Origin of the sequence: Floricoccus tropicus, assembly GCF_001832905.1 — a bacterium.
Lineage (GTDB): Bacteria > Bacillota > Bacilli > Lactobacillales > Streptococcaceae > Floricoccus > Floricoccus tropicus.
This window is the reverse complement of record NZ_MKIR01000012.1, coordinates 251,156-273,699: the sequence shown is the minus strand read 5'-3', so window position 1 is coordinate 273,699 and position 22,544 is coordinate 251,156. Positions and strand designations below refer to the sequence as shown.

The following is a 22,544-nucleotide window of genomic DNA, read 5'->3' as shown; positions in this document are numbered from 1 at the left end:
TAAGGAGATTATAACAGATATAAGTAGAGTATGACATAGAAAGGAGAATGGAGTGAACGAACTAGAAAAAATAGCCCTCAATGAAATATTGAGAACTGTAACTTATATAGCTGAAAAACTAGATGAACTAGATACTAAGTATTCTTTGAATTTGTCAACTCATGAGCACCAAGAATAGTAATTTGGAAATCAATATATTTAATTAAAGACTTCATATATTTTTTCAAATCATTTATATCTTTATCAGTAAATTTTTTAACATAGTGTGTTTCATCATTAGCAAGCCAATTTGAACTTGTTGCTAGAGCTTTTAAGTCCTCATTATCGATATAATTTTTTATTGCATCCCCTAATTGAATCTTTTCAAATTTTTCTTTGTTTTCGGGATTTGTGTATATTAAGAAGTCTTTTATGAAAAATTCAATAGATTTTCTCATACCTATACCGACTAAGCTATCAAATCCCAGTTGTTCTGCTTGTAATGCTTGGGTATATATTTTAACACCTTCAGGAGAAACTTTTGTAATCTCTTCTGTAATTTCATCTGGAATTGGAAGAAATAATTTGGGATTTGTTAAATAACCAGTATATGTTCCATTACCATTAGGTTCAATTATAAGATATTCATCTGACCAGTGATGCTTACATGATGGACATTGGTTAAGTAATAAAAAAGCAGTTTTCTTATCGATATTTTCGAATGTTGTTGACGTTACATGAATGGGCTTTATTCCTAAGTTGCAAAAAGGGCAAGTTTCTTTCACATCAACACAAATTACATCTTTATATAAACCAAGTTTAATCTCATATGACTGTAACATTTTGTACCTCACATTTTTATTTTAATTATAACAAATAAACAATCTATATAACATATAAAGGAGAAATAAATGAAGAGACAAAACCAAAAATACAAAGTAACACATATAATGGCTGATGGTGAAGAAAGAGATTCAATAGAGGGTGCCATTATTCCATTAACAATGACTGGATATTACTCAGCATTAGAAAATATATTTGATGAAAAAATGAAAAAGATACATTCTTAAAATAGATTCGAAAGGAGATTAATATGGATGAACTATTCGGAACGCTATTAGTTCTATTAGTATTCTTCTTATTTTCAATATTTTTTTCATGGTTAGAAATGACTCGAAAATGGGAGAAAGAGGAAAAGAAGACAACAAAAAAAGTCGCTAGGCTGCAACCGTGAGCGACATTGAAAAGGATTATAAGGTGATTATAACATGGAAATAATTGAAATACAAACTGATAAGAATATCAGCAATAAAGATAAAGCATTAAAAAAGATGTTGAAAGAAGTAGAACATACAAGTTATGAACCAATACATACGATTCATAATTGGTTGTGTGATCAAGATGATGAAGAGCTATTTATTTCAATACTCAAGTCAGGTAAGACGATTTCAAATGCTTTCAATTATGCAGGGTCAAAATCAAGAGAACAAGCGTTTGAAGGATGTGCAATGGTTGAACATGACCAAGTATTTGAATGGGTTAGAGAATACTATCTTTCAGATGCTACTGCAGTAGCAAGAGTAACTTTAAGTGATCCTGGTGAAAGAGCAAGAAGAAATTTAGAAAAGCAAAATAAAAAGTTAAAAAATGCAGCAGTTATAAAAACAAAGAAGAAAAAGAACGATATTGATCCAAATCAAACGACAATTTTCGATTTCATGTAGGAGGTAGGAATGAAAACAGCACAAGATTACGCAGAAAGTTGTCTAAAACCTCCTAAATCATTTTTCGATTGGTGTTACTATCAAATTCCAACTTTCATTTGGGCCAATAAAAATAAAAAAATTGTTGCTTCAGATAAAAAACATATACATACCATTAAAAAGAGATTAACAAAAAATTCAAGGTTAAGCTTTTTTCATAAGGAAAAATTTTTTCAAATAATACTATGTTCTTCAAAGAGAATAGAGAAGCAGACTTATAGTATATGTTCATTTATTGAAGACGGGAAACAAAGACTTACTAATAATTTAGTGAGCATCCAAGTATTGCAATCTGATGAATGTATTTTTGTCAGTGCAAGTAATAACGGAGGATACTATTTCGGTAAATTAGATTTCGGGATTTATCATCCATCAATAACTTTTTATGAAAATGGTTATGAAGATAAATTGATAAAAAAATCGGAATTAAAATATTTGCAATTGAAATATATTTCTTCAGATAAGCTTGATCATGTTTACAAATATCGAGATGTGATTGAGTATGTCGAAAAGATTCATGCACGTGGCCTTATATCTGATTTGTACGGAAATAGAGTCGATATGAGAAGAATGACCATGAAAAAATTAAAAAGCAATAAAAGTTTTTTAAAAAATTCAGATGTTTCTTCAAATGAATTCTTGTTGAAGTATGAAATTACAAGTAGAGGGATTAAATATGTACCAGGAATTGGTAATTATATGCAAGTTAGTGACTTGAATAAGCTACCAAAAAATATAGGCTTACTAAAATTACAGAATTACTTATTGAAACAAGAAAAACAATTTCAATATTATAAGGACTACAGAGATTTACTTGAAGAACTAGGAATTGAAACCACATCAAAAAATGTTATTTGGCCAAAAAATTTAGAAAGATCTCATGATGAGGCTGTAAATTCATTAAATGCTATCAAAGATATAGAGCGAGCTAGATCGATAGAAGAAAAATTAAAAAATGAAGCTGAATTATCAAAGAAGATTTTAGAAAATAGAAGTCACTTTGAAATGACAATAGGCAATTATATCTTTGTTTTGCCCAAAACTCCATACGACTTAATAAATGAGGGTAGGTGTCTAATGCATTGTGTTGGTGGTAGAGGCTATATTGAAGGGCATTTTAAAGGCTCTACTTCGATAGTGTTTATTAGGGAAAAAAATAAGTTGGATACACCATTTTTTACTATGGAATATAAGGATAAAGTAATTCAGGTTAGAGGAATGAAAAATTGTGATCCATCAAAAGAACTTAAAAAGGTTGTTGATAAATGGGTTGAGTTGGTTAAAGAAAAAAACAAACAAGCGAAGCTTCACAGTGCAGCATAAAAGAAACGAGGAATATTAAATGATATTAGAAAAATTAATAGTGAAATACGAAGGAAAAGAATACAAAGATGTATTAATTCATGTAGAAGCAAAGAGAGTAAGTCTCTATGAGAAAAATGAATTTGTTAAAGCAGTTGATCTAAATAAGGTTGAAATCTTTATTAAAAGAGGACATGAGGTTCCTGCTGTAGTTGGCTTGTGGATCATGTTCAGTAAAGGAAAAGATTATTCTTTATCTGAAGCAATGGATGAAAAAACAAAAGCACCTTCAGGCCGTGCAAGATATATTCAAGAAAAGGCTATGACGTGGTTGAAAGATGAAAAAAGATACAAAGACCGTGAAGAGAAGTTTGCATACGCATGGGCTAACGGAGTGTACCTTGAGTATACGCAAGTTCAATCTAGTGAGTTAATTCAATATATAGAAACAGTTCCTAAGAACTTGAAGATTAGCCTTGAAGGTGTATCAATGGGGATAGAGGAATGACAGTTAAATTAAAAAGAGGTTGGTATCAACGTGGTAACCAGTTTAGATATGTATTTTATGAAGTAGCAAATATCCTAGGTGGCTTTCTTTATCAAACAAGAAGTGAAGTAGTAAGAAAATCATCTAAAGGTCATTGTGTAGTGCCAGGAAATGATAAATGGTTTCAAGGTGCAAAATATCATGGCCAATCATTGAAAGATGTAGAAACACCAATACCACCTGCTCATAAGATAATTAAAAGAAGTGAGCTATGAGAAGTTATGGTTAAAATCTATTCTTTGTATAGAGGAGAAGAGAACCTGTGTGATGGAACTCTCGAGGAGATAGCGGAACTGATGCAGATGAAAGTAAAATCATTAAAATACTTTGGATATCCTGCATATTGTAAAAGAACTAATGAAGCTACTTCCTTCAGATTAGTGTATATAGGAGAAGAGTAATGAATTACAGAAGAATTTACGAATTGCATAAGGGTAATGAAGTAGTTGCTGAAGGAACTATCTATCAGATTGCAAAAGAATTAGGAATAGCTCCTTCACGAGTTATGGACTATGGTTCTAGAGCCTATCAAAAAACGACAACTGATGCAAAACCATTCGAATTGAAGTTTCTAAGGGAAGAGTGAAAATATTTATGGCCATAATATTAAAAAGAAAATGTGATGGGAAGTTTCTAACTTACAAAACATTAGAGACAGATGCATATGGAACTAAAGAATACAATGGGAAACAGTATTCAGGTAGCAATGCAAGCAAAGTTGTTGAATGGTCATGTGATGAGACAAAAGCCATTCGATATAAAAATAAGATAAAAGCACAAGCAGCTAATGCATGGTATGATGCAAGATTTCATGAAATGAAGGAGATTAATTAAATGAAGAGAAGAGTTCCAAGAAGTCAGGTATCTGTAGGAGATATCTATAAAGGTACAAGTAGCAAGTTAAAGCATGAGTTCATAGGGCGCGTGGTAGAGCTAAGGAATAAAACTGTTGTGTTAGACGTGATATCGTTCAATAAAAAAGATTTTATGGTGCTGATTAGCTGTGGACATCATGTAAATGTAAAGTACGGAAATTTGGAGTCAGTGGATGCAAAATAAATGTGGATACTGTAAGTTTGGAGAAGAAAGCAAAGAAATATCAACTCCAACAACGGAAGCATATATCACCATTGATGAAAACAACGATGTTATTTTGTCTGACAGTTACTGTGCTTGTTTACCTACTATATTAACCATCAATTACTGTCCAATGTGCGGAAGGAGACTTCATGAGGAAGATTAAAATTAGAGCATGGTATACACCATTTAAGAATCACAATATTGGTCAAGAAATGAAATATGGTAGTGCAGGTACAATATTAACTTTTGCAGTAATGAGTCCTGAGCAATATAAAGTAATGCAATACACAGGGTTAAAAGACAAAAATGGCATTGAAATATATGAAAAAGACATACTTAAAATTTCGGATTATCCGTACGATGAATTTTACAACGATACTTTTGTTGTGAATTGGAAAGAAGATAATGCTACATATGTTTTAGGCGAAAATATCTTATTAAGTAAATTTGCTTATTATTCAGAAGTCATTGGAAATATTTACGAGAACAAGGAGCTGTTAAATGATTAATGCATCAGAAGCAAGAAAGATAGTTGCAACTCGTAGAAAAGTAGAGTTGAAAGAATTATCTGCAGTTGAAGAACTAAGTGAAAGAATCAAACACGAAGCTGAAAACGAAAAGTGTCAGCTGATAATCTACAAGAAGTATGACAATATTCTCTTTCAATTTGCAAAACGAATTAGGAAAGAATTAGAAAGCAAGGGATTCGGTGTTTATGATCGAGCATGGAACACTGCTTTGTTAATCACATGGACTAGTCTAGGAGAGAAATTATGAAACTAAGAGGATTTAAAGTAGTATCAGCATTTGAACATAAAGGAATAAACATACCTAAGCGAGCAACTATGAATGCTGCAGGATATGATATTGAGTCAGCAGAAGATGTAACTATCCAACCTAATGAAATAAAGTTAGTTGCAACAGGTCTGAAAGCTTATATGCAAGATGATGAAGTTCTATATCTATATGACAGAAGTAGCAATCCACGTAAAAAAGGTATTGTTCTTACAAATTCAGTTGGAGTCGTTGATGCAGACTATTTTAACAATCCAACAAATGAAGGTCACTTCTTTGGCCAGTTTACAAATATCACAGATGGTCCAATTGAAATCAAAAAGGGCGATAAGATCATGCAAGGAGTATTCAGTAAATACCTTAAAGCAGATGATGATGAAGCAATCAATGCGCGTGAAGGTGGATTTGGCAGTACAGATAATGAAGGAGAATGAAATGGAATATATTAAAGCATTATTGCAAGTATCCATCATAGTGATTTTTATATCTTGTCTTATTCAATTAGCATTCAACCATTCAATTGCAGCATATTTTGGTTTAAGACCAATAAAGCTTGGTGAAGTAATAGCATTAGTATTTCTATTAATATTTTGCAAAACAGTATTAACTGATATCACATATACTTTACCAATCATTAATGGAGGTAAATAAATTTGAAAAGAATAACTAAGACATTATTGATAATTACATTATTAATATCAGCAATTACTCTAACAGGTTGTAAGAGAACCAGTGAGGAACAAAACAAAAGGCGCGTGACTTTAGATGTTGTAACCATAGTACCTATCGGAGATAGCGACAAGCCAGCTCAAATCATAAAAGACAGCGAGACTGGCATGGAGTATTTTCTCTACGATGGTCATATGACACCAAGATTATATAATAACCACCTTTATTACGAGGATAAATAAATGAAATTGTTATGCAAAATATTTGGACATAAACTTGCATTTGATCCAATTAGCGATGTAAGACCATATTGCAGCCGATGTAGGTATCAAAATTATGCTTTAGATATACAATTTAAGAATTCTGTTAATAATATTATGAATAGCGATTTGACTCGGGATGAAAAACTAAAGGAAATGAGAAAAGCTGGTTCACAATTAGAAGATGAAATAAAAAAATCTTTTAGATTATAGTTAAGAAGGACATAAAAATGGAAATTAGAAAGTGTCCTGAGTGCAACTGCGATGTATTTAAAGTAAAGGTTGAGTACAAAGGAAACGAAAAAGATCTTTATAAAAATGGAAAATTTATATTTGAGGGAGCAATGACTGTTTATATGATAAAAAAATTTTATTGTTCTAGTTGTGGTAGGAAGATAGCAATAACTCAAAGTAAGTTTGTACATGAAAATGATGAAAAATTAAAATAACTAAATGTTAAAGGAGAAGAAAATGAGTGATACAAAAGATCATTTAAGAGTTGCGATGAAAAACATCAATGGATTTTATATTGATGATGAACAAAAAATACATCCACCTATTACAAATCTTCCAGATGCAGTAATAGAGCGAATTGAATACTTTAATGAACTACGAGAAGATGGTGCAACGTTCTTAGGGGTTATGCAACTTATCTTAGTGGATGAAAATTGTAGCTACATAAAACAAATTCTTGAAGAATACGATATGTTTGCAACAAAACCTTGGATTCCTAAAAGTAAAGAATTCAGGGAGTGGGAAGATAAAAACAGCTTTGGATTAGCAGATGCTCAAATAGCAGTAGCTCTACTGTATGGAATAAATAAGGGGATAAAATGAAGAGAAATAAACTAGTAATTCTAATGAGTTCAGTAATTATGATTTTTCTACTAGCAGGGTGTGAAAGTCAAGCAAGTAAAGTCTCTTACAATGTAAGTCAAGAGGCTGATAATTTCAACGTTGTAAGACGTGTAGCAATCATTAATACAAGAACAGATAAAGTTGAATTTGAAGTAATTGGTCGTATATCAGTTGATACATCAGATAAGACAAAGCTTGTAATTGTAGCTGAGACTGAAAAAGAAGTATACAAAAAGCATCTAATAAACCTTACAGACTGGAATATGTATGTAGTTGAAGATTTAGAAGGTGCTAAGGTCAATAAATACAAGTATGAAGTTAATTACATGCCAGAGAGCATAGTGCCATACACATTGACTAAAAAAGACTAGGAGATATGAAAATGAGTTTAGCAGATGAATTAAAACAACGAAAAATCAAATGTCATAAAGTGTGGTTTGAACGCTGGTATGCAAACTTACAACTAGAGAAAACATTAAAAATTGAAGCAGATAAAGGTGAAGGAAGCTACATGATTGTAAGCGACAAAGTTGATAGCGAATATTCACGAAGTAGAATTTTTAATGAATTAACTGCTGAATTATTAGGAGAGAAACTTGGGGAAGGCTTTGAAATACGAACAGGAACTGCTCAAAGGGAACATGTATTCCAAAGTCCTACCAATGTAGAAATAATAATAATATCTTGGGAATAAGCAACAAATACAAAAAAAGAGCTACCTCGGCAAAAGGCAGCTCTTGATTATTGATAGAAATCAATTATTACTCGTAAGCTAATCATAGCATATAACAGTTGATTTCTCAACACAAACGCTATAACTAATAGCGTTTAGACGGCTTGTAATAGGTATTATCTTCAGGTCGTTAAATAAATGTAAAGGAATTAATTATTATGTTTATGAGAAATGTAACTAGGTTAGCAGGAGATAATTATAAAGAATCAGTAATTCTTGGTAAAGATCAAAAAGTAGATTTTGTAAGAGATGGAAAACCAAGAAAGAGAAAAGAAGATATTTCTAGACCAGTGCAAAGGAATTTGAATTATCGTAATGCACAAACATGGTTTAGATTGAATGCTATTACAAATTTCAGTAATGGAGATTTATTTGGAACACTTACGTATGATGATGACTTCTTACCAGAAACAATAGAAGATGCTGAAAAAGAATTAAGACTCTTCATAAAGAGAGTAAACCGTGCGCGTGCTAAGAGAAATATAGAGCCAGTGAAGTATATGGCTGTGATTGAAGGGCGTTACGAGAAGAGATTACATCATCACTTTATTATGGATAACAAGCTATCTCGTGATGAAATAGAATCACTATGGTGTAAAGGAAGAGGTAAGAATAAATTATCGCTTGGTATTGCAAATGTAAGACGAATTTCAAAGCAAAGAGTTTATGGAAAGTATGTTCCGGGAATAGAAGTAATAGCAGCATATCTTACTAAGGAGTTCAAGCAAGAGAATCGCAAAGGCAAGAGAAAGTGGTTTGCGAGTAAAGGGAATATGAAAAAGCCTGTTACTGCAAGAACTCAAAATTTTAAATATACAAGAAGTATGATTGATAAATGGATTGCAAATGATGAAGTAGTTGAACAACTTGAAAAGAATAATCAAGATTGGGAGCTAATTGAATTTGAAAGAGTGAATCCAGAAACCAATCAGAAAGAACTCGTTAAATATGATTATAGGTATGATGAATTCAGAGGGCCTAGATTGTATTACAGAATGCGAAGGAGAATATAAATGATTAACAATAGCGTGTTAGTAGGTAGACTAACAAAAGATATTGAATTAAAAGAAACAGCAAATGGAAAGTATGCAAATTTTACACTAGCTGTAACTAGAAAATTTAAAAATCAAAATGGAGAGTATGATGCTGATTTTGTTCAATGTATCGCTTGGAATAAAACTGCAGAAATTTTATCAATGCATACTCACAAAGGTGAGTTGATTGGTATCGAAGGGCGTATTCAAACAAGAAATTTTCAAAATAACCAAGGACAACGTATATACGTTACTGAAATCGTCGTAGGTAGTCTTACTTTGATGGAACGTAAAAAACAAGATGATAGACAAACAAGGCAAGAGTTAGATGAATCAATGATAGAACGTGATGACTATGGAGTTCCTATCTGGAAAGATGAAGATTAGTCATGGAATATCTGAACAAGTATACAGCAGTAGTGAGAGGCTATGATGATGACAAGCTACTTGTTCAATTAAATGAGAAGCTTGATATAAATAGATTATCAAAGATTTATGAAGGGTTTGATGAATATCCAAGAGAAGTCATAATCAAATTTCAAGACCCAAGAAAAGTCTCAGAGAGACAAAGGAAATTCTTTTTTGCATTGCTTAATGATATTAGTATGGCTACTGATCATACAAAGAGTAGTTTGCAAGAATACTTTTATTCAATGTATGAAGATGTGACAGGCGATGCAATGTCTTTGTCTGCAAGCAATACTTCAGTATCGGATGTAACATTTCTAATCAATTTAGTATTGGATTTTATATTTGAAAATGATATTCCTTTCAAAGAGGGTTATGAGATATTACCTGAGAATCAAGACCACTATTTCTATAAGTGTATTATGTCTAGGACATGTTGTATTTGTGGTAAGCATGCAGAGATAGATCACTTTGACCATGCGGTTGGAAGACGTAACAGAAACAAGATTGATAACACACAATTTACATTTGCAGCGTTATGTAGCATACACCATCAAGAGAAACATATCATTGGTGTAACAGAGTTTAAAAACAAATATCACATGTGGGGTGTAAAGTTAGATGCTGACGATATAAAGAAAATGAAAATTGGCGGTTATGCAGAGGAGGATATAGATGAAAGTTGAACTAACACGTTCACAGTATGATGCGTACGAAGAAGAATTAAAAAGCTATAAAGATATAGACAGAAAGATTAAAAGAAGAAGAGAAGAAATCTCAACAAATGCTGAGCAAGATGAAAGAGTAGGTAGTCCCAGTGGAATCATATCAAGACAACCTGAATCACTAGCTATTAAGTACAGCGAAGATAGGGAGCTGTGCAGTTATTATAATTTTAAGAAGAATGTAGATGAACTCCAAGAAACTCTACCACAAATTCATAGAGATATTTTCGAATTGAGATGGTTAAATGACTACGAGTGGACTGATATGATTAAATCCTGCAATCTTCCTAAAGTGAGTTTATATAATCTTTCTAAAGCGAGCATATATAACAAAAGGAAATATATTTTAAATGCTTATGCGAGAATCTCCGGCAGACTATAAGTGTAGACTTTCAGCTATTGAAGTCTAATTGAAATAAAGATATTATGATAGCATAAAGTTTTTCAGCAAAACGATTAAAACTTTTTCATACAATCTTCTAATTTTTAGTCTACCCTCACAGGTAGACTTTTTGTATTAACTAAAGGAGTCGAGATGGTACGTGCAGACAAACAAGGACCACACCGTGTCGCATTTGAAAAGAATCGAAAGAGATTGTTAAAGACTGATAATGTTTGTGGTATATGTGGACAACTTATAGATAAGAAATTGAAAGCACCAGATCCAATGAGCGCAGTTGTTGACCATATTATTCCGGTCAGCAAGGGTGGACATCCGTCTGACATAGATAATTTACAGCTCGCTCATTGGACATGTAATAGACAAAAATCAGATAAATTATTTAATAATAAAATAAATAATAATAACAATAATAAAGAAAAAACTACTACAGTATTAGGCAACCGTAACCTTCCACAATCAATTGATTGGGTTAACTATAAAGCAAAATAATATAGGGGGGTACCACCCTCCCTGTCGGCGTGAGCGCCCTTCACGCCGTCACTGTACATTTTTTCTCGCGTGATATGAAAGGAGTTGATGAAATGACGGAGAAAGGCATTGAATACCTCAGAAAAAAGCTTGTAGAGCATAGCAGCAGAGTTACTATGAGATATGCACAATACTCAATGAAATATCGAGATGCAGTTGTAGGAATGACAATACCAGAGAATATTAGGAGGAGATACAATTCCATCCTGGGTTGGTGTGCTAAAGGAGTTGACAGTCTTGCAGACAGGTTGGTATTTCGTGAATTTGAAAATGATGATTTCAAAGTTGAAGAAATATTCAATGCAAACAATCCAGATGTGTTTTTTGACAGTGTTGTCTTGTCATCATTGATTGCATCTTGCTCTTTTGTTTACATTTCTAAAGTCGAAAATGAACTTCCAAGATTACAAGTAATTGAAGCGAATAATGCAACTGGTATCATTGATCCTATAACTGGTTTGTTGACTGAAGGTTATGCAGTATTAGAAAGAGATGATTATGGAAATCCTTCCTTGGAGGCACATTTCACCTCGGATGCAACATACTTTTATTACAAGAATCAACCAGAAAAAGACCTTCTAATAGAAAATGTTACTGGTCATCCTTTATTAGTTCCAGTAATTCATAGGCCAGATGCAGTAAGACCCTTCGGCCGCTCAAGAATCACACGTTCTGGAATGTACTATCAACGATATGCAAAAAGGACAATGGAGCGTGCAGACATTACTGCAGAATTTTACTCATTTCCACAAAAATATATTGTTGGATTAAGTTCTGATGCTGAACCGATGGACAGTTGGAAAGCCACAGTAGCGAGCATGCTTCAATTTTCAAAAGATGAAGATGGAGATAAACCTCAACTTGGCCAGTTTACAACACCAAGCATGTCACCATTTACCGAACAATTAAGAACAGCTGCTGCAGGTTTTGCAGGAGAAACAGGGTTGACATTAGATGATCTAGGGTTTGTTTCAGATAATCCATCTTCTGTTGAGGCAATGAAAGCTAGTCACGAAAGCTTGAGACTAGCAGGTCGTAAAGCACAACGAAGTTTAGGAGCAGGTTTGCTAAATGTAGCGTTTTTAGCAGCATGCCTTAGAGACGATTTTCAATATGAACGCAGACAATTTGTAAAAACAAAACCAAAATGGGAACCTTTATTTGAAGCTGATGCAAGTATGTTAGCTCTAGTTGGAGATGGTGCTATTAAGCTCAACCAAGCAGTTGAAGGATACATTGATGCTAACACTTTGCAAGATTTAATCGGAGTTAAAGGAGCAAATTAAATGCATGATGATATTGTTCCAGAATTGTTAGAAGCTATATCATCAAGTTTTGACAATAAAAGCGAAAAAAGTAAAAAAATTGAAAAGTTACTTAGACTTTTGCAAGATGGGGACGCTGATTACTTATCTGTTAATGAATATGCTATTGAAATTGGTGAAATTTTATCATCAGTATTTCGAGAAAATATTACGGCAGACATTCTTCCTGATGGGAAGATGTATTTTAACATTGCGGACAGGGTATTAAATAAGACTCTTAAAAATAACTATGATTTAGTGTCAAAATATGCTGAAGAAGTACAAAATCTATTGAATGAAAGGTCTGGAATTGGAATAGCAGCACAGATTCCAGATATAAATCAAAATAGGATTAATGGTCTTATAAATAGAATTTCTTCAGAGGATGATTTCAATAAAATCGAATGGATTCTTAAAGATCCAATTGTTAATTTCACACAGAGTATAGTTGATGACTCAATTAAGAAGAATGTTGAATTCCATTTCAAATCTGGATTGTCTCCAACCATCAAAAGGACAGTATCAGGTAAAGCATGCGCGTGGTGTAGAAGCCTTGCGGGTGTTTTTTTATACGGTACTGAGCCACCAGACTTTTATAAAAGACATCAAAATTGTAGGTGTTTAGTTGAATATAATCCTAGAAAAGGGAAGAGAGTACAAAATTCACATACAAAACAATGGCATGATAGTGATGAGCTTACAAGAAGAAAAACCTTGAATCTATATGATAGCAAGGTAGATAAATCGTATATAAGTTTAAAGGACGAATGGCTTAAGAACTTTAATTCAAAAAATATTAAAGTATCAGAACTCACTCGATGGGAACATCAAGGGATTGTGTATTTAGTAGATGGTAAAAAGGTGGTTTTAGACTATTCCGGCAAAGAGGAAGAAGTAGCATCATGGATTGCTGAAAAGTTCGGAATGCATGTTCAATTTGTACCTAGAGTAAATTACCCTAGTGGTATGAAAACTCCGGACTACCTTGTAAATGGAATTGCTTACGACTTGAAAGAAATTACTGGTAATGGGAAAAATGTAATTGACGGCAATATGAAAAAAGCTAAAGTTCAATCTGAGAATATAATTATTGATATTACTAAGTCCAAATTGACAGATAATGATGTGAAAAATCAGCTAGAAAAAATCTATCGAAGTGGTCGCAGGGGACTTAATATTGTAGTTATTAAAAGGGGTAATACATTAATTGATGTACTAAAAAAAGAGAGTTGACTATGGCGCCGTACATAAAGTACAAGGGGCGCGAAACTAACTCTCTTTATGTTTTTATTATAATTCATAATTAAAAAATAATCAAGAAATTATCCCATGCGATAGGGTTATCATGCTGAAATGATTGAAGAGAGGATATATATGACTACTAAAGTAAGACGTGGTAATCAACATCCAACTCAATCAGTAATTGTTCCGTATACTGAAACAAAATATCGCGAAGCAATCGACTTTTATAACAAAACGAAGTTAAAATGCTATGAGTGGCAAGAGTATCTTCTAAAAGATGTAATGGCAGTTGATGAAAATGGTCTTTGGGCACATCAAAAGTATGGATATTCTATATCTCGACGTAATGGTAAAACAGAGATTGTGTACATGCTTGAACTGTGGGCTTTGGAAAATGGATTGAATATACTACATACAGCTCACAGAATAACTACATCTCATTCTTCGTATGAGAAATTGAAAAAGTACCTCGAAGATTCTGGTTATGTTGAAGGTGATGACTTTAATTCAATTAAAGCTAAAGGTCAAGAACGTTTAGAGTTATATGCAACTGGAGGAATAATTCAGTATCGAACGAGAACCTCAAGTGGAGGACTTGGTGAAGGATTTGACTTACTAATCATTGATGAGGCTCAAGAATATACTTCCGATCAAGAAGCTGCTTTGAAATACACGGTGACGGATAGCGATAACCCTATGACAATCATGTGTGGAACACCACCGACACCATCATCAAGCGGTACAGTATTTACAAAGTATCGTGAGAATGTTTTAGCAGGTAAATTAAAATATTCAGGTTGGGCTGAGTGGTCGGTGGACAGTATTAAAGATATTCAAGATATTGATGCTTGGTATAATTCTAATCCGTCGCTTGGGTATCATTTGACCGAGAGGAAGATTGAAGCCGAGCTAGGTAATGATAAGCTGGACCACAATATTCAAAGGTTAGGTTACTGGCCAACTTACAATCAGAAATCAGCAATCACTGAAGGAGAATGGAATTTACTGAAAGTCAAAGCAATGCCTGTTTTAAAAGGAAAATTGTTTGTCGGAATCAAATATGCTAATGATGGTTCTAATGTATCTATGAGCGTTGCAGTCAAGACACTATCAGGAAAAATATTTGTAGAAACTATTGATTGTCAGTCAGTAAGAAATGGCAATCATTGGATAATTAATTTTTTAAAGAACGCAGATGTTGAGGCAGTAGTGATTGATGGTGCTAGTGGACAAAATCTTTTATCAAATGAAATGAAAGATTTTAGTTTGAAAGTACCCTTACTTCCTAAAGTAAGCGAGATTATTAGTGCTAATTCAATGTGGGAACAAGCAATTTATCAAAAAACTCTTTGCCATAATGGGCAGCCATCTATGACAACAGTTGTAACAAACTGTTCAAAAAGGAATATTGGTACTAATGGAGGCTTTGGTTATAAGTCACAGTTCGATGATATGGACATCAGTATAATGGATAGCGCTTTACTTGCGCATTGGGCTTGTTCTAATGTTAAGCCCAAGAAAAAACAAAAAATATGGTATTAATGGCTTCTATGAATGTAGGAGCTTTTCTTATACAAATTACCGATACAGCCGGGAAAGCTGGGAAAGGAAACGTTATGTCAGATTTTAAACCAATTGAAACTCAAGAGGAGTTAAATAAGATTATTGAAAGCAGACTTGCTCGACAGAAAGAAAGTATTGAAAGTGAGTTTTCAGATTATAGTCAGCTTCAAGAAGCAAATAAAAATCTTGAAGGAAAACTTGAATTTCTAGCTAATGAAGCAAAAGAAAGTGAGGGTAATTATAAAAGTAAAATTGAAGAATTAACAAAAAAAGCAAATGCATCTGAAATGGCACAATTGCGAATAAAAATTGCACTAAGTAATGGATTACCATATGATCTCGCGGATAGATTAGTCGGTGATGATGAATCAGCGCTTCAAAGTGATGCTGAGCGACTCAGTGGATTTATAAAATCAAATGGACCAAAACCGCCTTTGAAATCTTTGGAAACTAATCCTGGTGATGCTGCTAAAAATAACTTGAAATCTATGTTAAAAGATTTAACTAATAAAGGAGAATAACTAAATGACAACATTAAAAAGCGGAAGCTTATTTCCAACAGAAACAGTTCTTGATATTTTTTCAAAAGTAAAGGGGCACTCATCTCTTGCTAAACTGTCTTCTCAAACTCCAATTCCTTTTACAGGCACAGAACAATTTATTTTCAATTTAGAAGGAAATGCTCAAATTGTTGGTGAGGGAGAACAGAAGAAAGAAGGGAAAGCAACTGTTACAAGCAAGATAATTAAACCAGTCAAAATTATCTATCAGGCGCGTGTTACAGATGAATTTATGAAAGCATCTGATGAGAAGCAATTGAAATATCTTGAATCATTTATTGAAGGCTATGCTAAGAAGATTGCTGAAGCATTTGATATCGCTGCAATTCATGGACTAGAACCAAAATCTATGACAGATGCAACATTCAAAGCTACAAATAGTTTTGATGGCTTAGTAACTTCAAATGTTCTAACTTATGACACTTCAAAAGTTGAAGATAATATTGATGATGCCGTTGCTGCAGTTTCAGCAAATGGCGGAACAGTAACAGGACTTGCTTTGTCACCTGCTGCGGGGACTGCATTAAGCAAGGTAAAAGTAAATGGGATTGCTCAATATCCTGAGTTTCGTTTTGGTCAAAATCCAGACGGATTTTATGGTATGACTTCAGATATTAATAAGACGCTTGTTACAAAAGGCGGAACTTCAAAAATAGATCATATCATTGCTGGTGATTTTGCCAATGCCTTTAAATGGGGATATGCAGAGAACATTCCAATGGAAATTATTGAATATGGTGATCCTGATCAAACTGGGCGTGACTTGAAAGCATACAATGAAATCTGCTTACGTGCAGAAGCTTACATCGGATGGGGTATTCTAGATACAGATGCATTTGCGCGTGTTGAGGAAGCATAAAAGGAGTAGTTGATGAGATACATTAATAAAAAGACCAATGTAATTATAGATGCTGTAAGTCAAATGCTTGGAGATTGGGTACTTGTTAATGATTCTGTAAAGTCGCAGATTGTAGAGACGATTGAATCTGAGGAAATCCCTCCAATTGAAACTACAAATGAAGATTCTGATGCTGTTAAATCTGAATCAAATGATGATGATTTTGACGGGATTACAGTTGCTCAAATCAAGCAGGAACTGACTGCGCAAGGAATTGAATTTAATCCACGTGCGAAAAAGCAAGAACTCTATGACTTAATGATGGGCTAATGAAAGGAGAACCATGAAACCTTTTGCAACAATTGATGATGTGACTACATTATGGCGGGCATTGAAACATGATGAGACTGAAAGAGCTGAAAAGCTTCTTGAAGTCGTTTCTGACTCTTTACGCATGGAGGCTAATAAAGTCTCAAAAGACCTTGATAAGATGATTTCTGAAAGCCCTGTGTACTTCTTGAACGTTGTTAAGTCAGTTACTGTAGATATCGTTGCAAGAACTCTCATGACTTCGACAGATCAAGAACCGATGACACAAACAAGTGAAAGTGCGCTTGGTTATTCATGGTCAGGTTCTTATCTTGTCCCTGGAGGCGGTCTGTTCATAAAAAACTCAGAGCTTAGTCGTCTAGGACTTAGAAAACAACGATATGGGGTGATAGATTTTTATGGCCAATAAACTTAAAGGTATAACTGTAATCTTACTTGATAAAAAGAATGTCGGTAAAGACCCTTTTAAGCATCCAATATATGAAGATGTGGAAATTGAAGTAGATAATGTTTTGGTTAGTCCTACATCTGCTGATGATATAATAAATCAATTAAGTATTGATGGAAGAAAGGCAGTATACACTTTAGCGATTCCAAAAGGGGATACTAATGATTGGGAAAACAAAGAAGTTGTTTTCTTTGATAAAAAATGGAGAACTTTTGGTATACCCCTTAAAGGTATTGATGAATTGATACCATTAGATTGGAATGAGAAAGTGATGGTAGAGCGAATTGAGTAAACAAGGTTTTAAGCTTAATTATGCTGGTATTGGTCAATTGATGAAATCATCAGGTATGCAATCTATGTTAGAAGAGAAAGCTAGTGAAGTGCAAGGAAGAGCAGGACCAGGATATAAAAAGGATATATATGTTGGTAAAACTCGTGCAAATGCAATGGTATACGCTTCTACATATGAAGCAAAAAAAGATAACAAAAAAAATAATACTCTACTAAAGGCGGTGCGCTAATGATTGAGTTGATTATAAATAACTTTCTAGACGGACACATTTCAGTGCCCGTCTTTTTAGAGCGTCCAAAGAAAGTACCTGAAAGATTTGTACTTTTTGAAAAGACAAGTAGTGCAAAGCGCAATCACATTAATTCAGCAACTTTTGCATTTCAAAGTTATGCAAAATCTATGTATGATGCAGCTGTATTAAACGAAGAACTAAAACAAGTGATTGAATCAATAATTGAAAGTGATGAGATTGCTAGTGTTAAGTTAAATAGTGACTACAACTTTACAGATACAGAAACTAAAGAATATCGCTACCAAGCGGTATTCGATTTTAAATATTAAAGGAGAAATAAATGTCAACAGTAGAAAATGTTTCGACAGCAAAACCTAAAGTGGACGGTGCGATATATTCAGCTCCACTCGGTACTGCTCTACCCACAGATGCAACAACTGCTCTTAATCCTGCTTTCAAGGGTTTGGGCTATATTTCAGAAGACGGATTGACTAACGAAAATACCCCAGATACTGACACAATCAAGGCGTGGGGTGGGGATACAGTTGTTATTGTTCAAAATTCAAAAGAAGATACTTTTACATACACATTAATTGAAGCAACTAATGTAGATGTTCTCAAAGAAGTATATGGGAAAGATAACGTCAGCGGAACACTCGCAACTGGTATTACAATCAAAGCAAATGCTACACCACTTGAGGAACATGCTCTTGTTATTGACATGATTCTGAAAAATGGTTTATTGAAACGTATTGTTATTCCTAATGGCCAAGTCTCTGAATTAGGGGAGATTTCGTATACAGATGGTGATGCTATTGGGTATGAAACAACATTAACAGCAATGCCAGATAAAGATGGTAATTCACATTATGAATACATACAAAAACTTGGTAAAGGAGCTTAATAAAAATGGATATTAAAGGTAAGACTAAAACAGGATTTGCTTATAAAGTCCCGGAAGAAAATCTAAATAATTATGAATTACTTGAATTAATTTCAGAAATTGAAACTAATCCTTTGGTTGCCTCAACGGTGATGAGAATGTTGCTAGGTTCAGAACAAACTAAAAAACTTAAGGAACATGTCAGAGATGAAAATGGAATAGTTGCTGCTGATAAAATGATGGAAGAATTTCAAGACATTTTTCAAGGCCCAGAAATAAAAAAATAATTGTCCTTGCCGGTATGATTGAACTAGATGAATCAGCATTAATATGCGATCTAGCTGAGACTTACAATATATATGATTACCGACAGCTACCTTTAATACAGGTAGCTGTTTTTTCGTATGGGCTTAGGGACGATTCAAGAATTAAATTGAAAATGAGTGATCAGAAAGTTCCGCTTGACACCTTTTTACTAGCTGGGCTTATTGATAAAGTAAGTCTTTTGCTTTGGGCGAAAACAGAAGATGCTCATAAAAACAAGAATAGACCTTCTTCAATATTAAATCTTCTGACAAATGATAAGAAGGAAGAAAAAAAGGAAATGACATTTAATTCAAGTGAAGAATTTGAAGCTATGCGTAAAAAAATAATAGCTGAAGCAGGGAAAGGAGGTGTTGACTAATGGCAACAGAAATAGGTCAAGCGTATATACAAATAATGCCATCAATGCGCGGTATTCGAGGTGCTATTAGTGGACAATTAGATCCAGAAGCCTCAGCAGCAGGTGCAAGTGCCGGTGAGAGTCTAGGTGGAAAGCTAGTAGCAATTGCTAAAGGTGTAATTGTTGCTGCAGGAATTGGCAAGGCACTATCAGCAACTTTAAACGAAGGTGCAAATCTTCAACAATCGTTGGGAGGAATTGAGACTCTCTTCAAAGATAATGCAGATAAAGTAAAAGGCTATGCTAATGAAGCTTACAGAACTACAGGACTATCAGCAAACTCTTATATGGAGAACGTGACAGGTTTTAGTGCAAGTCTATTACAATCTGTTGGTGGTGATACTGAAAAGGCAGCAGATGTTGCAAATATGGCCATGATTGATATGTCTGATAATGCAAATAAAATGGGGACCAATATGGGCGACATTCAAAATGCTTATCAGGGATTTGCGAAACAAAACTACACCATGCTGGATAACTTAAAACTAGGTTATGGTGGGACTAAAGAAGAAATGCAAAGGCTGTTAACTGATGCTGAGAAATTAACAGGTGTGCATTATGACATTAGTAATCTGAATGATGTTTATCAAGCTATTCATGCAGTACAAGAAGAACTTGATATTACTGGAACAACTGCTAAAGAAGCATCTGAAACATTCAGTGGTTCATTAGCAGCAATGAAAGCATCGTTTTCTAATGTATTAGGTAAATTAGCATTAGGTGATGATATTAAGCCTTCATTGAATGCACTTGCAAAAACTACATCAACTTTCTTTTTCGGTAATTTTATTCCAATGGTAGGAAATATCTTAAAAGGCTTACCAGGAGCGATTGCGACTTTTTTCAAAGCAGCTACTCCAGAATTCATCAACGGTGGTAAAGGTTTATTGAAAGCGTTGGGAGTAGGTATTACTTCGGAAATGAAAGGATTAGGTGCAAAAGTTCAGTCAACTATTAAACCTGTAGTTGATGGATTTAAAACAGCATTCAGTCAAATACCTCAATTATTCAAAACAATTGGTGATTCAGTTTCTCCAATGATTATGTCTATTACAACAGCATTTACAAAATTAAACTTCACAGGTTTGAAAAGTGTAATCACTTCAGTTATTCCAGCAATTACCAATGCATTTGGGAAAATGCTAGATCTAATTAGTCCATCTATCGCATCAGTTTCTAATTCTTTTGTAACTCTTTGGAATAACGCACAGCCGTTACTATTAGCCCTAGCATCACAGATGATGCCTGTATTTGAATCAATTGGGACCTTTGTAGGTGGAACATTAAATGCAGCATTTCAAGGACTATCTAAGGCTTTTGATATTTTATCAGGTTCTATCGGGGATATCCTTCCAATAGTTAGTCAAGTCGGTTCAACATTTTCAAATATAGATTTAAGTGGTTTACAATCAATTGTTTCTTCAATTGCCCCAGCACTTGCTCAAGCATTCAGTTCAATAGTATCAATTGCAGGTCCTGCTGTTGAAGGTCTTAATACGTCATTTACTAACTTGATTAATGCTATGCAACCTTTATTATCACTTGTTGCAGATAGCTTAATGCCTGTATTTCAGACATTGGGAGACTTTTTAGGAGGCGCATTTAAAGCAGCTTTTGTGGGGATTTCGACAGCATTCGATATATTATCTACAACAATTGGAAATATTAAACCTGTAATAGAGTCACTAGTAACTGCATTTACAAGTTTAGACTTCAGCGGTATTCAAGCAGTTATTGGAGCTCTTGCACCTGCAATAGCTAATGCATTCAGCACAATGATGTCAATAGTAGCTCCGGCAATTCAAACACTTGTAGCATCTTTTTCACAAATGTGGAATGCAATTCAACCTTTGCTTACAGTATTAGCGAGTGCATTAATGCCAGTCTTGCAAGTGTTAGGTGCCTTCATAGGTGGAGTGTTTAAGGGGATACTGTTAAGCTTATCAGCAACCTTTGATTTGATTACTACAGCAGTTGGATTTCTTACTCCAGTTATAAGCTTTTTAGTCGACATATTTAATGCATGTGTACCTGCTTTAACGCAAGTTGCATCATGGGTTGGGACAGTTATTGGTATTTTTGGAAGTTTGAGTGGTGCTGGAACGACATTACAATCTATAATTTCTAGTGCATGGAATAACATAAAATCAGTTATATCAGTTGCTGGAAGTGGTATTTCTGCAGTAATTAATGTAATTAAATCAATATTTAATAGTTTAGGCTCTTCAGGTAATGTTTTAAAAGGAGTTCTTAGTGGGGCATGGTCAGGTATTCAATCAGTTATTTCAATGGTTGGTGGTGCGATTGGTGGTGTTATAAGCAATATTACCTCTTTTTTCAGTAATTTAGGTAGTGCAGGTAATAGCATGCAATCAATTGTGAGTGGCGCGTGGAATGGGATGGTAAGTGCTATTTCAAGTGCAGGATCAAGCATATCTGGCATTATTGATAGCATTAAGAATATATTTAGTAGCCTAGCAAATATAGATCTTAGTGGTGCAGGTGCTGCAATCATGAATGGTTTCCTTGGTGGATTGAAATCAGCTTGGGGAGCTGTTACAGATTTCGTTGGTGGCATTGCAGATTGGATAGCAAGGCACAAAGGACCAATAAGCTATGATAAAAAACTTTTAATTCCTGCAGGTGCCGCAATCATGTATGGTTTAAATTCAAGTTTGCAAGAGAATTTCAAAGGTGTAAAAGACACAGTATCTGATATGGCTGATGAACTTGCTGACAGCTTCAATATTAATAGAAATATGATTGCTGATGAATTAGAAAAATTCAATGGTGAGAATATGCAGGCCAAAGTTGTATTTGAAAGAAATAATATTAATACTTTATCTAACTCAGACGGAATTAAGTACGCAATGGAAGGAGCAAAACAAGACAAGAAAGATAACAAATCTTTATCAGAAGATATCAATACTAAACAGCCAATTAACATCTATATCACAAATGAAAGTGACTTAGAAACAATTAGAACCTATGTAAATCAAGAAAATGCTACTGATGACTTAATTAGAGTATTCAGAGTGTAGTAA

41 protein-coding genes are annotated in these 22,544 nt (G+C 33.9%); 40 read left to right on the top strand and 1 reads right to left on the bottom strand.

The window, feature by feature from the left end:
* Nucleotides 1–52 precede the first annotated feature (52 nt).
* A complete protein-coding gene (locus tag BG261_RS11660; protein WP_267887292.1) occupies nt 53–178 on the top strand; it encodes a hypothetical protein in 126 nt (41 codons plus the stop codon).
* Here BG261_RS11660 and BG261_RS05065 read toward each other — a convergent pair.
* Nucleotides 135–821, bottom strand: coding sequence for a DUF4145 domain-containing protein (locus BG261_RS05065; protein ID WP_070792074.1), 687 nt, complete (start codon nt 819–821; stop codon nt 135–137). The genes BG261_RS11660 and BG261_RS05065 overlap by 44 nt on opposite strands.
* Nucleotides 822–890: 69 nt before the next feature.
* Between BG261_RS05065 and BG261_RS11465 the strand changes: the two genes are divergently transcribed.
* From BG261_RS11465 to BG261_RS04875, 39 genes are all read left to right on the top strand, one after another.
* On the top strand, nt 891–1,049 hold the full coding sequence (locus tag BG261_RS11465; RefSeq protein ID WP_158007180.1) for a BOW99_gp33 family protein: 159 nt from the start codon (nt 891–893) through the stop codon (nt 1,047–1,049).
* A gap of 23 nt (nt 1,050–1,072) precedes the next feature.
* Complete coding sequence (locus tag BG261_RS11460) at nt 1,073–1,213, top strand: hypothetical protein (protein WP_158007179.1); 141 nt, start codon at nt 1,073–1,075, stop codon at nt 1,211–1,213.
* A 34-nt stretch (nt 1,214–1,247) separates the two neighbouring features.
* The gene (locus BG261_RS05060; protein ID WP_070792073.1) at nt 1,248–1,703 is read left to right on the top strand and encodes a Cas9 inhibitor AcrIIA9 family protein; all 456 of its coding nucleotides are present in this window, start codon (nt 1,248–1,250) and stop codon (nt 1,701–1,703) included.
* A gap of 9 nt (nt 1,704–1,712) precedes the next feature.
* Complete coding sequence (locus BG261_RS05055) at nt 1,713–3,065, top strand: PcfJ domain-containing protein (protein WP_070792072.1); 1,353 nt, start codon at nt 1,713–1,715, stop codon at nt 3,063–3,065.
* Between the two features lie 19 nt (nt 3,066–3,084).
* Nucleotides 3,085–3,552 carry a hypothetical protein gene (locus BG261_RS05050; RefSeq protein WP_070792071.1) on the top strand — a complete coding sequence of 156 codons (468 nt, stop codon included), beginning with the start codon at nt 3,085–3,087 and terminating at the stop codon, nt 3,550–3,552.
* Nucleotides 3,549–3,806 (top strand): hypothetical protein, encoded by a 258-nt coding sequence (locus tag BG261_RS05045; RefSeq protein ID WP_070792070.1) that lies wholly within the window; start codon nt 3,549–3,551, stop codon nt 3,804–3,806. Before BG261_RS05050 ends, BG261_RS05045 begins: the two co-directional genes overlap by 4 nt.
* Before the next feature lie 6 nt (nt 3,807–3,812).
* Nucleotides 3,813–3,992, top strand: a complete 180-nt coding sequence (locus BG261_RS05040) for a hypothetical protein (protein WP_070792069.1) — start codon at nt 3,813–3,815, stop codon at nt 3,990–3,992.
* Nucleotides 3,992–4,177, top strand: a complete 186-nt coding sequence (locus tag BG261_RS05035) for a hypothetical protein (protein WP_070792068.1) — start codon at nt 3,992–3,994, stop codon at nt 4,175–4,177. The genes BG261_RS05040 and BG261_RS05035 overlap by 1 nt, the downstream gene beginning before the upstream one ends.
* An 8-nt stretch (nt 4,178–4,185) precedes the next feature.
* Nucleotides 4,186–4,425, top strand: coding sequence for a hypothetical protein (locus BG261_RS05030; protein WP_070792067.1), 240 nt, complete (start codon nt 4,186–4,188; stop codon nt 4,423–4,425).
* A complete protein-coding gene (locus BG261_RS05025) occupies nt 4,426–4,650 on the top strand; it encodes a hypothetical protein (protein ID WP_070792066.1) in 225 nt (74 codons plus the stop codon).
* Between the two features lie 170 nt (nt 4,651–4,820).
* Nucleotides 4,821–5,180: a YopX family protein gene (locus tag BG261_RS05015; protein ID WP_070792064.1), complete on the top strand. Its 360-nt coding sequence runs from the start codon at nt 4,821–4,823 to the stop codon at nt 5,178–5,180.
* Nucleotides 5,173–5,448, top strand: a complete 276-nt coding sequence (locus BG261_RS05010; protein WP_070792063.1) for a hypothetical protein — start codon at nt 5,173–5,175, stop codon at nt 5,446–5,448. Before BG261_RS05015 ends, BG261_RS05010 begins: the two co-directional genes overlap by 8 nt.
* Entirely contained in the window at nt 5,445–5,900 is a 456-nt protein-coding gene (locus tag BG261_RS05005; RefSeq protein ID WP_070792062.1) for a dCTP deaminase/dUTPase family protein, read from the top strand. Before BG261_RS05010 ends, BG261_RS05005 begins: the two co-directional genes overlap by 4 nt.
* A gap of 1 nt (nt 5,901) precedes the next feature.
* A complete protein-coding gene (locus BG261_RS05000; protein WP_070792061.1) occupies nt 5,902–6,117 on the top strand; it encodes a hypothetical protein in 216 nt (71 codons plus the stop codon).
* Nucleotides 6,118–6,119: 2 nt separating this feature from the next.
* The gene (locus BG261_RS04995) at nt 6,120–6,377 is read left to right on the top strand and encodes a hypothetical protein (protein ID WP_070792060.1); all 258 of its coding nucleotides are present in this window, start codon (nt 6,120–6,122) and stop codon (nt 6,375–6,377) included.
* On the top strand, nt 6,378–6,608 hold the full coding sequence (locus BG261_RS04990; protein WP_070792059.1) for a DUF1660 family phage protein: 231 nt from the start codon (nt 6,378–6,380) through the stop codon (nt 6,606–6,608).
* A 17-nt stretch (nt 6,609–6,625) separates the two neighbouring features.
* Nucleotides 6,626–6,844: a hypothetical protein gene (locus BG261_RS04985; RefSeq protein ID WP_070792058.1), complete on the top strand. Its 219-nt coding sequence runs from the start codon at nt 6,626–6,628 to the stop codon at nt 6,842–6,844.
* A gap of 22 nt (nt 6,845–6,866) precedes the next feature.
* Complete coding sequence (locus tag BG261_RS04980; protein WP_083318277.1) at nt 6,867–7,232, top strand: hypothetical protein; 366 nt, start codon at nt 6,867–6,869, stop codon at nt 7,230–7,232.
* A complete protein-coding gene (locus BG261_RS04975; protein ID WP_070792057.1) occupies nt 7,229–7,624 on the top strand; it encodes a beta-sandwich lipoprotein in 396 nt (131 codons plus the stop codon). Before BG261_RS04980 ends, BG261_RS04975 begins: the two co-directional genes overlap by 4 nt.
* A gap of 11 nt (nt 7,625–7,635) precedes the next feature.
* Nucleotides 7,636–7,947, top strand: coding sequence for a hypothetical protein (locus BG261_RS04970; protein WP_070792056.1), 312 nt, complete (start codon nt 7,636–7,638; stop codon nt 7,945–7,947).
* A gap of 197 nt (nt 7,948–8,144) precedes the next feature.
* Nucleotides 8,145–8,999, top strand: a complete 855-nt coding sequence (locus BG261_RS04965) for a rolling circle replication-associated protein (protein ID WP_070792055.1) — start codon at nt 8,145–8,147, stop codon at nt 8,997–8,999.
* Nucleotides 9,000–9,407 (top strand): single-stranded DNA-binding protein, encoded by a 408-nt coding sequence (gene ssb / locus BG261_RS04960; protein WP_070792054.1) that lies wholly within the window; start codon nt 9,000–9,002, stop codon nt 9,405–9,407.
* A gap of 2 nt (nt 9,408–9,409) precedes the next feature.
* Nucleotides 9,410–10,114 (top strand): putative HNHc nuclease, encoded by a 705-nt coding sequence (locus BG261_RS04955; protein ID WP_070792053.1) that lies wholly within the window; start codon nt 9,410–9,412, stop codon nt 10,112–10,114.
* Complete coding sequence (locus BG261_RS04950) at nt 10,104–10,535, top strand: DUF722 domain-containing protein (protein ID WP_070792052.1); 432 nt, start codon at nt 10,104–10,106, stop codon at nt 10,533–10,535. The genes BG261_RS04955 and BG261_RS04950 overlap by 11 nt, the downstream gene beginning before the upstream one ends.
* A 153-nt stretch (nt 10,536–10,688) precedes the next feature.
* Nucleotides 10,689–11,045: an HNH endonuclease gene (locus BG261_RS04945; protein WP_070792051.1), complete on the top strand. Its 357-nt coding sequence runs from the start codon at nt 10,689–10,691 to the stop codon at nt 11,043–11,045.
* A 92-nt stretch (nt 11,046–11,137) separates the two neighbouring features.
* Nucleotides 11,138–12,370 (top strand): phage portal protein, encoded by a 1,233-nt coding sequence (locus BG261_RS04940; protein WP_070792050.1) that lies wholly within the window; start codon nt 11,138–11,140, stop codon nt 12,368–12,370.
* Nucleotides 12,371–13,621 carry a CdiA C-terminal domain-containing protein gene (locus BG261_RS11455; RefSeq protein WP_070792049.1) on the top strand — a complete coding sequence of 417 codons (1,251 nt, stop codon included), beginning with the start codon at nt 12,371–12,373 and terminating at the stop codon, nt 13,619–13,621. It abuts the gene before it with no gap.
* Nucleotides 13,622–13,762: 141 nt separating this feature from the next.
* Nucleotides 13,763–15,172, top strand: a complete 1,410-nt coding sequence (locus BG261_RS04930) for a DEAD/DEAH box helicase family protein (RefSeq protein WP_070792048.1) — start codon at nt 13,763–13,765, stop codon at nt 15,170–15,172.
* Nucleotides 15,173–15,246: 74 nt separating this feature from the next.
* A complete protein-coding gene (locus BG261_RS04925; RefSeq protein ID WP_070792202.1) occupies nt 15,247–15,714 on the top strand; it encodes a capsid assembly scaffolding protein Gp46 family protein in 468 nt (155 codons plus the stop codon).
* 4 nt (nt 15,715–15,718) lie between these two features.
* The gene (locus BG261_RS04920; RefSeq protein ID WP_070792047.1) at nt 15,719–16,612 is read left to right on the top strand and encodes a phage major capsid protein; all 894 of its coding nucleotides are present in this window, start codon (nt 15,719–15,721) and stop codon (nt 16,610–16,612) included.
* 12 nt (nt 16,613–16,624) lie between these two features.
* A complete protein-coding gene (locus BG261_RS04915) occupies nt 16,625–16,921 on the top strand; it encodes a hypothetical protein (RefSeq protein ID WP_070792046.1) in 297 nt (98 codons plus the stop codon).
* A gap of 13 nt (nt 16,922–16,934) precedes the next feature.
* Complete coding sequence (locus BG261_RS04910; protein WP_070792045.1) at nt 16,935–17,330, top strand: phage Gp19/Gp15/Gp42 family protein; 396 nt, start codon at nt 16,935–16,937, stop codon at nt 17,328–17,330.
* A complete protein-coding gene (locus BG261_RS04905; RefSeq protein ID WP_070792044.1) occupies nt 17,320–17,661 on the top strand; it encodes a hypothetical protein in 342 nt (113 codons plus the stop codon). Before BG261_RS04910 ends, BG261_RS04905 begins: the two co-directional genes overlap by 11 nt.
* Entirely contained in the window at nt 17,654–17,890 is a 237-nt protein-coding gene (locus BG261_RS04900) for a hypothetical protein (protein ID WP_070792043.1), read from the top strand. Before BG261_RS04905 ends, BG261_RS04900 begins: the two co-directional genes overlap by 8 nt.
* Entirely contained in the window at nt 17,890–18,222 is a 333-nt protein-coding gene (locus BG261_RS04895) for a hypothetical protein (RefSeq protein WP_070792042.1), read from the top strand. Before BG261_RS04900 ends, BG261_RS04895 begins: the two co-directional genes overlap by 1 nt.
* Nucleotides 18,223–18,233: 11 nt before the next feature.
* A complete protein-coding gene (locus tag BG261_RS04890) occupies nt 18,234–18,797 on the top strand; it encodes a phage tail tube protein (protein ID WP_070792041.1) in 564 nt (187 codons plus the stop codon).
* Between the two features lie 5 nt (nt 18,798–18,802).
* Nucleotides 18,803–19,063: a hypothetical protein gene (locus BG261_RS04885; RefSeq protein ID WP_070792040.1), complete on the top strand. Its 261-nt coding sequence runs from the start codon at nt 18,803–18,805 to the stop codon at nt 19,061–19,063.
* Nucleotides 19,064–19,077: 14 nt separating this feature from the next.
* Entirely contained in the window at nt 19,078–19,461 is a 384-nt protein-coding gene (locus BG261_RS04880) for a DUF5361 domain-containing protein (RefSeq protein WP_070792039.1), read from the top strand.
* Entirely contained in the window at nt 19,461–22,541 is a 3,081-nt protein-coding gene (locus BG261_RS04875) for a hypothetical protein (RefSeq protein WP_070792038.1), read from the top strand. The genes BG261_RS04880 and BG261_RS04875 overlap by 1 nt, the downstream gene beginning before the upstream one ends.
* Nucleotides 22,542–22,544: the final 3 nt, after the last annotated feature.